Origin of the sequence: Halovivax ruber XH-70 (assembly GCF_000328525.1) — an archaeon.
Classification (GTDB): Archaea; Halobacteriota; Halobacteria; order Halobacteriales; family Natrialbaceae; genus Halovivax; species Halovivax ruber.
Genome location: NC_019964.1, coordinates 1514410 through 1529365 on the forward strand (window position 1 = coordinate 1514410; position 14956 = coordinate 1529365).

General features: G+C 64.3%; 15 protein-coding genes and 1 tRNA gene. 5 read left to right on the forward strand and 11 right to left on the reverse strand.

Annotated features, from left to right (window positions below; all coding sequences use genetic code 11):
• Nucleotides 1–35 precede the first annotated feature (35 nt).
• Both HALRU_RS07075 and HALRU_RS07080 read right to left on the reverse strand, forming a co-directional pair.
• Entirely contained in the window at nt 36–611 is a 576-nt protein-coding gene (locus HALRU_RS07075; RefSeq protein WP_015300714.1) for a magnesium transporter, read from the reverse strand.
• Nucleotides 611–1183: a magnesium transporter gene (locus HALRU_RS07080; RefSeq protein WP_015300715.1), complete on the reverse strand. Its 573-nt coding sequence runs from the start codon at nt 1181–1183 to the stop codon at nt 611–613. Before HALRU_RS07080 ends, HALRU_RS07075 begins: the two co-directional genes overlap by 1 nt.
• A 152-nt stretch (nt 1184–1335) precedes the next feature.
• Between HALRU_RS07080 and HALRU_RS07085 the strand changes: the two genes are divergently transcribed.
• Nucleotides 1336–3615 carry a thioredoxin domain-containing protein gene (locus HALRU_RS07085; RefSeq protein ID WP_015300716.1) on the forward strand — a complete coding sequence of 760 codons (2280 nt, stop codon included), beginning with the start codon at nt 1336–1338 and terminating at the stop codon, nt 3613–3615.
• A 94-nt stretch (nt 3616–3709) separates the two neighbouring features.
• Here HALRU_RS07085 and HALRU_RS07090 read toward each other — a convergent pair whose 3' ends face one another.
• Complete coding sequence (locus HALRU_RS07090; protein ID WP_015300717.1) at nt 3710–4090, reverse strand: TlpA family protein disulfide reductase; 381 nt, start codon at nt 4088–4090, stop codon at nt 3710–3712.
• A gap of 181 nt (nt 4091–4271) precedes the next feature.
• On the opposite strand from HALRU_RS07090, the gene HALRU_RS07095 reads away from it, so the two are divergent.
• The gene (locus tag HALRU_RS07095; protein ID WP_015300718.1) at nt 4272–5264 is read left to right on the forward strand and encodes a PLP-dependent cysteine synthase family protein; all 993 of its coding nucleotides are present in this window, start codon (nt 4272–4274) and stop codon (nt 5262–5264) included.
• Between the two features lie 95 nt (nt 5265–5359).
• Nucleotides 5360–5770 carry a hypothetical protein gene (locus HALRU_RS07100; protein ID WP_015300719.1) on the forward strand — a complete coding sequence of 137 codons (411 nt, stop codon included), beginning with the start codon at nt 5360–5362 and terminating at the stop codon, nt 5768–5770.
• 160 nt (nt 5771–5930) lie between these two features.
• Here the strand turns inward: HALRU_RS07100 and HALRU_RS07105 are convergent, their stop codons facing one another.
• The 3 genes from HALRU_RS07105 to HALRU_RS07115 form a co-directional block, all read right to left on the reverse strand.
• Complete coding sequence (locus HALRU_RS07105) at nt 5931–6554, reverse strand: hypothetical protein (RefSeq protein ID WP_015300720.1); 624 nt, start codon at nt 6552–6554, stop codon at nt 5931–5933.
• 533 nt (nt 6555–7087) lie between these two features.
• Nucleotides 7088–7263, reverse strand: a tRNA-Trp gene (locus tag HALRU_RS07110).
• Nucleotides 7264–7312: 49 nt separating this feature from the next.
• Complete coding sequence (locus tag HALRU_RS07115; RefSeq protein ID WP_015300721.1) at nt 7313–8239, reverse strand: DUF5794 domain-containing protein; 927 nt, start codon at nt 8237–8239, stop codon at nt 7313–7315.
• A 333-nt stretch (nt 8240–8572) separates the two neighbouring features.
• On the opposite strand from HALRU_RS07115, the gene guaB reads away from it, so the two are divergent.
• Nucleotides 8573–10075 (forward strand): IMP dehydrogenase, encoded by a 1503-nt coding sequence (gene guaB, locus HALRU_RS07120; protein WP_015300722.1) that lies wholly within the window; start codon nt 8573–8575, stop codon nt 10073–10075.
• Between the two features lie 125 nt (nt 10076–10200).
• Nucleotides 10201–10611 (forward strand): hypothetical protein, encoded by a 411-nt coding sequence (locus tag HALRU_RS07125; protein WP_148680466.1) that lies wholly within the window; start codon nt 10201–10203, stop codon nt 10609–10611.
• A 53-nt stretch (nt 10612–10664) separates the two neighbouring features.
• On the opposite strand, the gene HALRU_RS07130 is transcribed toward HALRU_RS07125, so the two are convergent.
• The 5 genes from HALRU_RS07130 to HALRU_RS07150 all read right to left on the reverse strand — a co-directional run bounded on the left by HALRU_RS07130 (nt 10665) and on the right by HALRU_RS07150 (nt 14953).
• On the reverse strand, nt 10665–12398 hold the full coding sequence (locus tag HALRU_RS07130) for a YcaO-like family protein (protein ID WP_015300724.1): 1734 nt from the start codon (nt 12396–12398) through the stop codon (nt 10665–10667).
• A 105-nt stretch (nt 12399–12503) separates the two neighbouring features.
• The gene (locus tag HALRU_RS07135) at nt 12504–12941 is read right to left on the reverse strand and encodes an RNA-binding protein (RefSeq protein WP_015300725.1); all 438 of its coding nucleotides are present in this window, start codon (nt 12939–12941) and stop codon (nt 12504–12506) included.
• A 90-nt stretch (nt 12942–13031) separates the two neighbouring features.
• Complete coding sequence (locus HALRU_RS07140; protein WP_007696633.1) at nt 13032–13223, reverse strand: hypothetical protein; 192 nt, start codon at nt 13221–13223, stop codon at nt 13032–13034.
• Between the two features lie 168 nt (nt 13224–13391).
• On the reverse strand, nt 13392–14390 hold the full coding sequence (locus HALRU_RS07145; protein ID WP_015300726.1) for a DHH family phosphoesterase: 999 nt from the start codon (nt 14388–14390) through the stop codon (nt 13392–13394).
• Nucleotides 14391–14434: 44 nt separating this feature from the next.
• Entirely contained in the window at nt 14435–14953 is a 519-nt protein-coding gene (locus HALRU_RS07150; protein WP_015300727.1) for a hypothetical protein, read from the reverse strand.
• Between the last annotated feature and the right edge of the window lie 3 nt (nt 14954–14956).

Sequence of the window (14956 nt, forward strand, 5' to 3'; positions counted from 1 at the left end):
CGTTTGATGTCGACCGTTCCGTCCAGAATTCACTCTCACAGCCCAACGACGAGCGACGCCACCGCGAGGAAGATGACGACGCCGAAGACGTCGATCAGACTCGTGATGATCGGGATCGTCGTGTCGTCGGGATCGACGCCGAGTCGATACGAGCCGTAGGTCGCCGCGAAGCTGAACACGACGACGAGTATCGCGATGGCGGTGCCGCTGCCGATCGAGATGGCGAGTAATACCGGGAGCGAGAGTGTCGACCCGATCACGAGTCCGACGAGGAACGCCCCCACGCCGAGGAGAGTGAAGATGGTGAGCGCCAGCGCGACGATCGCGACGACGTTCGCCCAGAGGTCTGGATCGCGCACGTCGAGGTCGGTCATACCCAGGTGAAACCGGGTCGTGAGCCGCGAGCTCAAGATGGCGCCGAGATTGCCGCCAGTCCCGATGATCGTCGGGACCATCACGGCGAGCAGGCCGTACTCTGCGAGGAGTTCCTCGGCCTCTTCGAGGGTAAGACCGGCCCAGAGGACGATCGCCGAGAGGACGACGAGCAGCGGGAACATCGTGCGGACGATCGATCGCGTCGACCAGGTATCGAGCCCGCCGTCCGAACCCATCACGGGACGAGCACCTCCACGGCGACCACTGCGAAGAGGAGAAAGAGCATGCCGAAGATGTCGCCGAGAGTCGTCACGACCGGCCCGACGAGATTGTCGGGATCGTAACCGCGTTCGAAGCCGACGAAGATGACTCCCAGCAGCCCGGCGACGAGGACGACGGCGGTCAGCACACCCGAGATCAGCATGATCGCGACGAGTTCGAAGAGTGTGGCGACCTCTCGGCCCAGCCCGTGGAGGACGAGCCACGTGAGGACCGCGATGACGATCGAGACGCCGATCGCGTTGACGAGCGAGGCCACGACCGCGTTGACGAGTCGATCGTCACGGACGAACCGCGGCTCGATCACCCCCTGGTGGAGGCCGCTCGAGATTCGCCCGCCGAGGGCGCCGTAGACGTTCCCGCGCGTGGCGAGGAACACGGGGATCATCACGAGCAATCCCGGAAAGTCAGCGACTTTCGGCACCATCTCCTCTAAAACCAGTCCGGCGAAGAGGCCGCCGAGCAGCGAGACGAGCAGGATCGGGAGTGCCTGACGGTAGATCGTCCAGGCCTCCGACCGAACGGACATAGCGCATTCTCTCTCAGTCGGCTGTTAAACGTACCGGAGTCCAATGTCCGTGTGCCCGTGAACGTGACCGGCGAAACGGTTTCACACGATCGTCGTCCGGTGGTGCTGGCCGCGAGGCCACTCCTTTTGAACGCGCTGCGTGTAGGGAGGATATGAGCGATCCGCTAGCGCGTAATCGACTCGGCGAGGAGGCGAGTCCGTATCTCCGCCAACACGCCGACAACCCGGTCAACTGGCAGCCGTGGGACGAGCGAGCGCGTTCGGCGGCCCAGGAGCGCGATCGCCCCATCTTCCTCTCGATCGGGTATTCGGCGTGTCACTGGTGTCACGTGATGGAAGCAGAGAGTTTCGCCGACGAGACCGTCGCCGCGGTGCTGAACGAGGGATTCGTCCCGATCAAGGTCGATCGCGAGGAACGGCCCGACGTCGACAGCATCTACATGACTGTCTGCCAGGCGGTCACCGGTCGCGGTGGGTGGCCCCTCTCTGCCTGGCTCACGCCGGACGGTCGCCCGTTCTACGTCGGGACGTACTTTCCACGCGAGGCTCAGCGCGGCACACCGGGATTCGTAGAGCTCTGCAGGCAGATCCGTGTTTCGTGGAGCGAGAACCGTGACGAGATCGAGGCTCGCGCCAACGAGTGGGCGGCGATGGCGACAGACCGCCTCGATTCGGCGGACGGTGGCGGCGAATCGGCGTCGACTCCGGAACCGATCTCGGCCGATACAGACAGCCCGATCGATGTTGGACTCGACGCCGATGGGCCCGACGGACTGGAGCGAGTCGGCGAGGCAGCACTTCGGGCCAGCGACGACGAGCACGGTGGGTTCGGTCGTGGCGGACCCAAGTTCCCACAGCCACGTCGCGTCGAGGCGCTCTTCCGTCTCGACGCAACCCACGATCGGCCCACCGCCCACGAAACGGCGACGCGGGCACTCGACGCGATGTGTACCGGCGGCCTGTACGATCACGTCGGCGGCGGCTTCCATCGCTACTGCGTCGACGAAGACTGGACGGTGCCACACTTCGAGAAGATGCTGTACGACAACGCCGCGATCCCGCGCGTGCTTCTCGCCGGCTATCAGGTCACCGGCGACGACCGCTACGCGCGGACGGTTCGCGAGACTGTCGACTTCCTCGAACGGGAACTGCGCCATCCCGAGGGCGGCTTCTACAGCACGCTCGACGCCCAGAGCGAGACGGAGTCGGGTGAACGAGAAGAAGGCGCGTTCTACGTCTGGACACCAGCCGAAATCGAGTCGGCGGTAGCCGAGGCTGGACTGTCGGACGAAAGCGGGGCGCTGTTCTGTGATCGGTTCGGCGTCACTGACTCGGGAAACTTCGAGGGGTCGACGGTGTTGACCGTCGAGGCGTCCATCGAGGACCTGGCAACCGACTACGGGTTGGCGCCGTCGACGGTCGAGGACCGACTCGACGCCGCCCGGACGGCCGTTTTCGAGGCCAGAGCGACGCGACCGCGCCCACCGCGTGACGAGAAGATACTCGCCGGCTGGAACGGGCTGGCGATCGACATGCTCGCGGAGGCCTCGATCGTCCTCGGGACCAGCGGACGCGAAGCAGCTATCGACGCGGCGTCGGATGTCGCTTCATCGGACGAACCGTCGGGTGACGACCGATACGCGCAACTCGCGACCGATGCGCTGGCGTTCGTCCGCACGCACCTCTGGGACGACGACACCGGCCGGCTCGCCAGGCGCGTCCGGGATGGGGACGTGGGAATCGATGGCTATCTCGAAGACTACGCGTTCCTCGCTCGCGGTGCGTTGACGTGCTACGAGGCGACGGGCGAGGTCGAATTCCTCGCGTTCGCTCTCGATCTCGCCCGCGCGATTCGTCGGGACTTCTGGGACGAATCAGCCGAGACGCTGTATTTCACGCCGGAACGCGGCGAATCGTTGCTCGTCAGACCGCAGGAACTGGGCGACCAGTCGACGCCGTCACCGACCGGCGTCGCAGTCGAAATACTGGCGTTGCTCGATCCGTTCACAGCCGAACCTTTCGGCGAGATGGCCCACCGAGTCGTCTCGACCCACGCGACCGAGATCGAAGAATCTCCGTTCGAATACGTCTCGCTGTCGCTGGCACAGTCTCTCGTCACACACGGGCCACTCGAAGTGACGACCGTCGCGGACGGACGACCGATGGAATGGGAACGCACTCTCGGGCGGACGTACCTCCCTCGACGGCTACTCGCCCACCGACCGGCGTCGTCGGCGATGCTCGACGACTGGCTGGACGTGATCGGGGTCGACACGGTCCCACCGATCTGGGCCGACAGGGAACAGCGTGCGGACGAACCAACGGTCTACGTCTGTGCGGATCGGGTCTGTTCGCCGCCGGAGCACGATCTTTCGACCGCACTCACGTGGCACGACGGAGAGGAGTCCACGTCCGACGGGGCACCGTTCTAACTTCCACGTGCGACGAGGCACCGTCCTAACTTTCCCGTCCGACGGGGCACCGTTCTAACTTTCCCGTGCGACGGTACTCCGTTTTGAGCCAGTATCAGACTGTTTCGGCCCACTCCTCGATCGCGTCGGCGAGGTACGTCGCTGGGGGAACGGGTTCTGACTCGACGAAGCGGCCCACCTCGGTTCCGTCGTCCGTCTCGACGACGATCGTTGGAATGTACTCGATCCCGTACGCGTCGACCCCTTCCCCGGCTTTGTCCTGGTCGACGGGTCGTACGTCGATGCGGTCGTCGGGGATAGACGCGGCCTCGAGGGCTGCGCCGAAGTCGGGCAGGGTGGATCGGCAATCGCCGCACCAGTCGGCGCCCCAGATGCGGTAGGTCAGGTCGCCTCGGTGGGCTTCGATCGTCTCGACGACGTCCTCGTAGGAGGCGTCGTCCCACGCCGGATTCGGGCGAAGCGTTTCGAGTTGCACGCCAGGGACTACTGGACAGGCAGAGTTAACGCCCGCGGTTAGCGGAACTCGTTGCCGCGCATTGTGAGGTCGTCCACGGTGGACGCTCCGTGAAAACGTACGATCGTTCGTTCTGGTGTCGTCACCGGCGATATTCCCGTCCTCCAGCAGTGGTTTACGTCTCCCGTCCGTATTTCCGCCGATGAGAAACGGTATCCTGGACACCATCGGATCGCCGCTGGTGGCACTCGATAGCCCGCCGGGAGCGACGGTCGCGGCGAAACTCGAGTCGGCGAATCCGGGAGGGTCGGCCAAGGATCGGGCGGCGATGGGGATGATCCACGCGGCCGAACAGGCTGGCGAGATCGAGCCAGGGGATCGACTCGTCGAACCGACGAGCGGGAACACGGGGATCGGACTCGCACTCGTCTCCGCAGTTCGTGGCTACGATCTCACGATCGTGATGCCGGCGGGCAAATCCGCGGAGCGCCGGCAGGTGATGGCTGCCTACGGAGCCGAGATCGAACTGGTCGAAGGGGACATGTCCGACGCGCGCGACCGCGCAGACGAGATCGCCGCCGCGGGCGCCGTCCAGCTCGGCCAGTTCGAAAACGAGGCCAACCCCGATGCCCATTATCGAACGACTGGGGTCGAATTACTGGAGCAGATTGGCGACCGGTCGATCGACGCGTTCGTCGCCGGCGTGGGGACCGGCGGTACGATCACCGGCATCGGCCGCCGCGTTCGGGAGCGGTTCCCGGACGCCGAGATCGTGGCGGTCGAACCGGAGCGAAACCCGGTGCTCTCGACTGGCGAGTCCGGCGACGATGAGTTCCAGGGCATGGGCCCCGGATTCGTGAGCGATAACCTCGATCGGTCGCTGATCGACACGGTCGAAACCGTCGCGCTCGAGGACGCCGAGGGTGAGTGTCGACGACTCGCCCGAGAGGAGGGGATCCTCGTCGGCCAATCGAGCGGGGCCACCAGCCTCGTCTCGCGGGCCGTCGCCGACCGGATCGCGAACCCGGCCCAACCCTGCCCCGAGCTTCCGGATGCGCTCGATCGCCAGTTCGGCGACCCAGAGGACGGCCGAGCTGCTCGCACCGACGGCGGTGAAATGACGGACTGCCCGCTCGTCGTCACGGTCTTCTGGGACAGCGGCGAGCGCTACTTTTCGACGGGCATGTTCGAGTAAGCGCGGTGACGTGTCGTCGCTCCTGGCCCGAGTACGGCATGTCTGTCACACCGGAAGGGTGACGGTTTTGTTCGATGCCGCCGAACGACCGGGTAATGACTGACGAGCAGCTGGATGGCCCGCCCGTGGCCGTGCTTCCAGCCGTTGAGACCGGCGACGAACTCGATCTGTACTTCGATCGGTACAACGAGGGGTACGACGAAACCCCCCAATCGCCGGTCTCCTGCACGGCCCTATCGATCGAGACGAAGGAATTGACGCTAGAGAACGCGCTGCTTCCCGGGACGTTACGGTCGATCACGCTCACCGTCCCCGAGGACGACGACACAGCGAACGAATACTGGATCGAACACCGGACCGAGTACGACGAGGACGGCGAGCGCCAGTCTGTCAGCGCGTTGCTCTACGAGGCCGACCTGCTCGGCACGATGACGACGACCGGTGACGTCGGCCACATCGACCGCGTGGTCGTCCACCGCGAAGACGAATCCGAATCAGACGAGTAGTCTGTCGGGCATTTCTGGAGGTGGATGTTCACGTGCGCTGGCCGCGCTGGTGCGGTGAACGGGTTCTCTGTGTGGCGATCCTATCGGTCGAAACGGTGGACAGCCGTTCCTGAACAAAATTGGTGTCGGTCGGAGCGAAGAATACGTCGCCAGTCGGTCGTTATCGGCTCGGCGTCGCGCGACCGCCCTGTTCGGCGGCGTCTTTCCGGAAGCCGAAGATAACCAGGAGTGCGAGCAGGATGACGACGATCCCGGCGACGGAGTTGACGACTTCGAGCGTCGCCGAGTGGACGTCGGTGAGCTGTGGCAGTGCGACGACGAGGATTCCCATGACGGCAGCCAGGAGCGGAAGCCCGATCGCCGCGGCGGCGCCCTCACCGTGTTTCATCGCGGTGACGGAGCCGGCGATGGCGATGGTGAGGCCGAGGCCGAACTGCATCCACATGGTGAGGCCTGCCCCGGTGAACAGCACCGGGCCCCAGAAGAGGAAGACGCCGAGACCGGCGACCAGGCCAGCCGCGCGAACGGCGTTGCGCCCCGCGAACGTCGAGTCGGGGTCGGTCGTCGCGGCGTCCGAGTCGGAGGCCGTCTGTTCGACGGACGTCGATTCGAGCGTTCCCTCGTCGCTCGTCGTGGCGACGCTGTCCTCGTTGCTTGTCGAAGCAACGCTGTCCTCGTCGGTCGTCGAGTCAGCCGGCTGGTCACTCGATCCGCCGTCGGTGTCGAGCGTGCCGGTCGACGACGCCTCGTCTGTGACCGGGTCGCTGTTTTCGGATTCGCCCATACACGCTCGTTGGTACTGGGGGTATGTGAATTTGCCCACTTCGTCCCGGCGAGCGGGAGACAGGACGAAAAGCATCTCGCGCCCGCCAAAACGGGTTTCGACCGGCGGCTGAGCCGCTGAATCGACCACGGATCCCGACTGGTACGTACGAGATAATCCTGATGGACACGGGTACGTGTCTGGGTTCGCAGCGACGCTCTGGTGTAGGGATTTTCTACGCGATCGGACGCGCATCTTTCTCCCACGAGGTGATGAATAGAGACGCCGAATCAGTCAGCCTAAACAGCGATCGTAATAGAACTGCGATGCTTCCGTGGCGAGCACCCGGACGATACACCCCGTCACGACACCACCCTCGAATCGAAGACGTAACGAGTCGTTTGTCGGAACGGCTGCCTCCTCTATCTCCCTGAATGAACAGTGGCGACTCACTCGGTATAGAGGTTCACGCCTTCTCGATCCGCTTTGGAAAGTCGTGGTTGCCGTTGAAATGCTAGATCGTGCTGCTCACGCCGTTGTTCGCAGCAGAAGTATGGGGTCGGAGGGATTTGAACCCCCGATTGACTGATATCTCCGGACCCACCTCGGAACTCCAGAGGGTCATCACACGAGCGGTGATCAGCCACTCGATCAGTATATCAGCTGGAGTGTCGTCCCGGGCGGGTATGCCTCTGGAGTCAGTCGCCATGCCTGGCTTGGCCACGACCCCTCGAATTTGGGTAGGTGCAAGTGCCCTAAAGTGGTTTCGATTCAGGTGGCTACATCCACGGCGCGCGGCCGGCCGTGTCTGTCCCGTCGTCGCTGGGGTAGGGATCGTAGATCGCGGACTCCCCAACTGTGGAATCCTCTTCACCGGGTTCTGCTGCGTCGTCGTGCGAGCGACGAACGCCGCCGTCAGTGCGGTGTGCACGATCGGCTGCAGACTGTGTCGGCTGTTTCGCGGTCGCCTCGTCCCCTTCCTCGCCGTCGGGATCGAGAGCGAACAGCCCGGCGACCACCAGGACGGCCAGCGGTGCCTGCCCGAAGGCCATCCCCAGCAGGGACAACGGAAGGATCCCCAGGGCGAGGGCACAGCCGAAGCGGAAGCGATCCACGTCGACGTACCGCCGAAGCACCGGGCCGAAGACGGCCAGTGAGAGGGCGAAGCCGACGCCGATACCGGCCGCCAGGAGCGCGTTCGCGACCAGCATCGGATCCGCGAGGATCTCGAACGTCGCACCTTCGGGATCGAGGCTGGCCAACAGGCCCAGCGCGATGATCACGCCTGGGCCCGGCAGGTACTCGCCGATCCGAGCGCTGGCGGTCTTTGCAGCGATGGCCGCGATGACGAGGGCAGCGAAGCGCTCGAAGGTCACCAGATCGAGGACGCTCGCGATCGACGGGGCGATGGCCGCCTGGAGCGCCGCGACCAGGATCAGGGGGACGCCGACGACGAGGACCGTCCGCGCCTGTTCGCGCGGCGTGCCGTCCATCTCGCCGAGGACGACGGCAACCGTGGCGCTCCCGCCGAAGATCAACAGACCGATCTGGATCGCGTCGAGCGGGTTCTCCAGTGCACCGGCGAGAACGAGCGCCGGGAAAATACCGTCGATCAGGGGCAGGCCCATCACGAGCGCGAGTAACGAGCGATCGGACTCGCCGAGGCTGGACAGGCGCCTGGCGATCGGATGCGTGGACGCACTCATCGGTCAGGGACGATGGCCGTACCCCGTGGCCGATGGGTGGTGGGTGTCACGATCACGGACCCTCGAGAGCCGGCGGCAGAGCCAGTCTCGCCCGCGAATCGGTACCCGTGCTGTGAGTGGTTTCATCCGGAGAAAAGCGGCAGCGACGAAGTCGAAACTCGTCCAGCCAGCGTTTCCGGAATCTGAAGCCATCACAGCGTTCATGTGAATCAAGTTGGGTCGTGTTTTAGTAAGCGTTGCGTGAGAGAGGATTTCACGGCACACGTCCCCACCGACCGAATCGAGACGACCGAATCTCGCAACGTTTTTGGGTGGGCCAGTCGGACAGTTTACATGGCGAAGGATCTTCCATCGGACGAGTTCTTTACGGACAAACTACGGGTACCTGAGGCGCTGACATTCGACGACGTGTTGCTCCGGCCGAAAGAGAGCCGCGTCGAACCCGATCAAGCCGATCTCACCTCGCAAATTTCGACCAACGTCGAAGTGTCGACCCCGATCCTCTCGGCGGCGATGGACACCGTCACGGAGAGCGGACTTGCCATCGAGATGGCTCGGCAGGGTGGCCTCGGCGTCTTGCACCGCAACATGACGATCGATCGGATGGTCGAGGAGATCGATCGCGTCAAGCGCGCCGACGAGCTGATCATCCCCCTCGACGACGTCGTCACCGCCAACCCGGAGATGTCCGTCCGCGAGGTCGACGAACTGATGGCCCGGGAGGGTGTCGGCGGCGCCCCCGTGGTCAACACGCGCGGTGAGGTCCTCGGCATCATCTCGAGCACCGACATCCGCCCGCACCTGGAAGTCAACGAGGACGACCCCGTCACGGAGGCGATGACCGACGAGGTCATCACGGCCCACGAGGACGTCGACTCCCGCGACGCGTTCGACCTGATGTACGAACACAAGATCGAACGAGTGCCGGTCGTCGACGACGAGAACCTTCTCGTCGGACTCGTCACGATGCAGGGCATCCTCCAGCGACGTGAGTACAAAGAAGCCGTTCGCGACGAGAATGGCCGGCTGCGTGTCGGCGTCGCGGTCAGCCCGTTCGAACTCGATCGAGCCGAGGCCGCCGACGACGTCGACGCGGACGTCCTGTTTATCGACACCGCCCACGCGCACAACCGGAACGTCATCGACGGGGCGAAGGAGATCAAAGAGAGTGTCGACGCGGACGTCGTCGTCGGCAACGTCGGGACTCGCGAGGCCGCCGCGGAACTCGTCGACTTCGCCGACGGAATCAAGGTTGGCATCGGCCCGGGCTCGATTTGCACGACGCGCGTCGTCTCCGGTGCCGGCATGCCACAGATCACGGCGGTCGCGCAGGTCGCCGACGTCGCCGCGGAACACGACGTGCCCGTCATCGCCGACGGCGGCATTCGCTACTCCGGCGACGCGATCAAGGCCATCGCGGCCGGCGCAGACGCCGTCATGCTCGGGTCGTACTTCGCGGGCACGGACGAGGCACCAGGCCGCGTCGTCACGATGAACGGCAAGAAGTACAAGCAGTACCGCGGGATGGGCTCCGTCGGCGCGATGAAATCCGGCGACACGGAACGCTACCTTAAGGAGGACCCCGACGAGGAAGACGAGTACGTCCCCGAAGGAGTCGAGGCGGCGACACCCTACAAGGGAACGCTCAAATCCGAACTTCACCAACTCTCCGGAGGCATGCAGTCCGGGATGGGCTACGTCGGCGCCGAAACCGTCCCCGAATTCAAAGATCGCGCTGAGTTCGTTCGAGTCTCCAGCGCCGGCCAGGCAGAGGGCCACGCCCACGACGTCGTCATCACCGACGAAGCGCCGAACTACTCGCCGCAGTCTGAGTAACGCCACCGAAACGTGACCGACGACCCCCTCACCTGCGTTTCGATTCTTACCGTGGGCTGATTCCGGCGCCTGCCACCGGGGCCAAAATGGTAACACTAAGGGATTCTCGACGGCTAGACTCCTGTGTGAACCGACGTACGCTACTCGCCGGGGCCGGTGGGATCTCTGCGTTCGGGCTCGTAGGCTACTTCATCTACACGTTCTCGCTCAGCATGCCGATCCTGCTCAACGGGAAGAACGAAACCGACTCGCCGAAAGGTGTCGTCGTTACCGTGACCGAACTCGACTCGAACCGGAAGAACATCGACACGCCGGTGTCGATTCCAGTCGGAGCCACCACAGAGATCGGGCGTGTCCCGAACGCCGATTCGCAAGCTAGCGTCAAACTCGTCGAACTGGCTGCAGATGGCGAGGAGGGGCCGGACGAAGACGCGGTTATCGACGAAGCCACCGAACTACTGGGGCCCGAAACGAAACAGCTCACGATTACGGTCACCGACGATGGCCTGGATCTCGATCTCAGCCTCCGCGAGTGAACGGATCGGTACGATGGACGGAGAGAGTAGCAGCCGGAGCCGGGTGCAGTGAGTCAGGGATACGGATGTGGCGGCCCGTCGAGGCGAGGCCCGGCACCCAGCTTGTTCGGCACGGTATGCGCTCGTTCTCCGAAGTATGGGTTTGCCGTAAACAGCGGCTGTGCAGTGGGAACGATCACGCGCACGGCTTCGAAGCCGAGCGCCGCGACGTCGCGTGTGGTGAGACGGGCGGCGTACGGCGTGAGCCCCGCCTCCGTGAGCCGCTCGACGAGTGTCTCGACCGCTGACGCCCCTGCGGGAACCGATTCCGGTGACAGCGACGCCGCGTCGACGGTCCCCGACGTGTCGAGAAAGTCCCGGGCAGCATCGGGGAACGATCCGTAGTGGCCGATCCAGGCGCCCGCGTCGGCCGCCTCGTCCGGGCCGATCGAGCGAAGTTCCATCCAGTTCTGCGTCGCTTCGGCGAGGGCACTCCGTGCAGCGGCCGTGGCGTCGAGGTCTGCCGCCGACCCGACAGCGAACGCCGGCCAGTCACCGTCCTCACGGTGGACGGCGACGGTGACGACCGGCACGTCGACGTCCTGCGTAACGAGCATCGGCGTAACTGCCAGTCCCTCACTTTCGACCCGGCGTACAACGGTCTGGAATCGCTCGTCGCTCACCGAGAGTTCGACGGGATCGGCTGTCGAGTACCACGAGAGCATCGTCGCATCCCGTTCGACGATCTCGGTCAGGCCCGCCACGAGTGCGTCGGCGGTCGACGATCCGAGTCCGAGGCCGGTCGTGATCTGTGGGACGTAGCCCGGGCCGGGTTGGGGGAAGTGGACCGCATCCGCCGGGAGGGAGGTCTGCTTGCCGGTCGAGAGATCCACGCCGTCGACCCAGCGCGAGTCGGTCGACGGATCGAACGCGGGGGTGTCGTCCGGGCTGACGATCGCCGTCGGTTCAAGGGCGGCATCGAGTGATTCGGCGGCCGACACGACGAAATCCGCTTCGCGATAGACGCCGGCGCAGTACCGCTCTAACCCTTCCCCGATCGCCCTGACGAACGCCCGATTCCAATCGTGGTCGACGCCGGCCGCGTTCGTGGGTGCGGTGACGTCGCTATAGGCACCGGTATTCGCGAGCGTAGCAAGATAGTACGGCACCGGATAGGAGTCGATCTCACCGATCGATTTGAGCAAACCGATCCGCTCGTCGATCGCCCGATCCATCGCGTCGACGGTTTCGTCGAGCGTCAGCCCCGATTCGTCGGTTCGATCGAGGGTGCGGTCTCGGTCCCCCTGCTGACACGCACACCCCGGGACGGGAAGCAGCGGGCGTTCTGTGTAGGGCAGTTCGGTCACGGTCGCGAACGGTGCGTTCGTTCCCTGTTCTAAGGTTCGAACGCACTCGCTGCCGGCGATTGCGCCGGCCAGGCGGACCGTCCGACGGGAACCGCTCGCTTTCGACCCGCTATTGTCGCCCTCGTGTGTCGATCGGACACGATCCCGGAGGCACGCAAAGCAGGCCGTTTTCGGACCGAACACCGATACCGACGCATCGACGGTATCGATCGGTTGGCCGCCGACGCCACCCACTTCGACGGCGATCCAGGGCGTTTCGCCGCTCCGGGCGTGCCGATTCGCCGCTTCAAACGTCTCCGAACCGGTCACTCCGGCGACGACACCGACGGGCGCCTGGGCCAGTTCGTCGACGGTCGCCGATCGCACGTCGATATCCACGTCAGCCAGTGCTGCCCCCACTTCGTCTCGAACCGGATCGCCACCGACGACGGGTACGTCCATGTGCGCTCAATTCAATCGGTCGCGTCAAAAGTGCCGTGTTCGTAATCGGTTCACGGGAGCGGGGTGATTACGCCGGTAGCCCTGCGTCGACACCGATCCGATACCTCACTCGTTTTCGTCGAGGTCGGAGAGGATGTCACGGGCGTTCTCGATGGCGGCCTCTCTGGTCGCCGGGTACGCTTCCAGCTTCCCGCGGACGGTGATCCCGTCCCCACGTCGGACGGAACCGTTGAACGCAGCCTGTTTGTCGAGCGTGAGGAACAGTTCCGTGTTGTCGGTGACGCGATCGTCGAGTTCGTCGGTCACCTGGTCCAGTGCTGGGAGTGACGCCAGCTGGGTCAGGACGTGGCGAATCTCGTCCGCCCGCTCGACGCGAACGGAGTAGATCAGAATCCGATCCCCGTAGTGGCCCGTGGTCTCGACCCTATCGAGTTCGACGTCCTCGGGGAGGAACAGACGGAGGGCCTGTTCGACGCGCTTGTCGTCCTCGGTGGCGTAACAGAACGCACGCAAATCGACGTAGTGTAGTGGAATACTCGACATGGGTCGGTCGGTGGGAGTCGGTCGCAGTTGATCGCTGGCGGGCCCGGTCCCCTGCGGGCTGTACCGTCCGTCAGTGATCGTCGGTCGTCGTTACTCGTCGGCGTCGTCGGCAGCCTCGAGTGCGTCTTCCGGGACGCCGGATTCCTGGCCGTCTTCGAAGCTGATCGTGTAGGTGACGTCACCGAACATCGATTCCATCGTCTGTGTGACGGTCCCGGTTTCACCGTCGAACTCGCTGTGTTTGTCGGAGAGTACGACCTGATCGTCTTCCTCGAAGCTCATACCCGCACTTCCGCGTCTGTCTGTAAAAAGGAAGTGATTCGCCGCACGGCAAGACGCTCGCAGGGAAACACCCGTCGCTGGTACACCATTTGAATACCGTCACTGTGTCGACCTGCCACTCGAAGACCGTCACTGTGTTCGGCTTGCCACTCGACCACCATCACTCGGTCACGTTGGTGCCAGTCTGAGTGCCTCGAAGAATCTGTGTTCGATTCGAGGTGAGAGCATTGAAATGAGCGTCTCACAGTCGTCGTCGTCCGCGTAATCGCTGAAAATACCCAGATCGATGTGGCCTCCAGCCATATCGTGATGGCCGCCCGCTGTTCCCAGTGGATCGAACGCCTGATTGAGCGTCCGTCCGACGTTGACGCGAGGGTCGATCGATCTGGCGGAAAGCCGGATCGCCTCCCCGACGATCCCGTACGCGAGGACCGTGTTGACGCCTTCGACGTTCAACAAGTAGTCTGCGGCCTGCGGAAGCGCGTCCGTTTCCGGCGTTCGACCGACGTTGGCGACGAGTGCGGAGCCACGACGGCTGCGCGAGCGAATCGCTTCACCGATCGCGTCGATCGTCGCTGGCGTGAACGCACTCCCGTAAAGCTGCTCGAGCGAATCGAGATCCGCGTCGTCGTAGACGGCCAGTGCGGCTTCGTACTCGGCCCGCGTCGGTTCACGAACGAAGTCGAGTCGTTCGCGGTGAAGCGCGAACAGCAGCGCGGTGGCCAATCGCCTGGTGAGTTGGATCTCGAGTGCCTGGAGATACTCGACGAATATCGTCGCGGTCGCACCGTACGTCGGTCTGATGTCGACGAACGGCGCGTCCACGTCCGGTGCGGGGTGATGATCGACGATCGCGTCCGGTTCGATTCCCGCGTCGACGGTCGAGACGCTGTGACGTGCGTGATCGACGAAGACGACGAACCCGTCGGAGTCGACCTCGCCATCGTGATCGACGGTGATGTCGAGCATGTTGACGAAGGCCCGGTTTTGCTGATGGGAGATCTCACCGCCGTAGACGATTCGTGAGGAGGGGACGTCCCGGGAGCGAGCGATGTGTTCGAACGCGAGGGCGCTCGCGAGGCAATCGGGATCCGGATTGTCGTGACAGACGATCGTGACGGTCGACTCGTCGACGAGCATCGCAGCTAGCGTCTCCGCACGCGACATAGGCCGTATACGCGACCGATGGCAATGAAACCCGAGTTGGTCACTCACTCGGTGTGCTCGCGCTGCTCGCCCCCGACGACACCGCTATTGACCTCGTCATCATCTCTATCTGCAGGGTTGTCAGTCGAACGTGGGACCGGTTGACCGTCCTCAGTGACGAACTCCTGTTCGGGTGGCAGTTCCCGGGATACGACGATCGGGGCCGTCACCGATAGCCTGGCGAAGCCCGCCGCGATGAGTGCCGACAGGAAGCCGAGGAACGTCAGCGCCGAACCGATGTCGGGGTCGACGACGAGCGCCCCGAGTGGGATCGCGATCGTCGCGACCGCCGCACACCACATCGAAAAGATGAGACCCCGACCGCTTCGGAGGGAGACCGACCCGCGAATCACCTGCACCAGGGTTCCGAACGCGGCGACGGGTGCGACGATCCACAACAGCCCGATCGCGATCGGCCGAGTCCCGTCGATGAGCGAAAAGAGCACGACCATGAGGGCGAAGACGAGGAGCGCGAGGTGTCGAGACCCGATCGCTCGTCCGGCCGATTCGTCGTTCGCAGTCATATG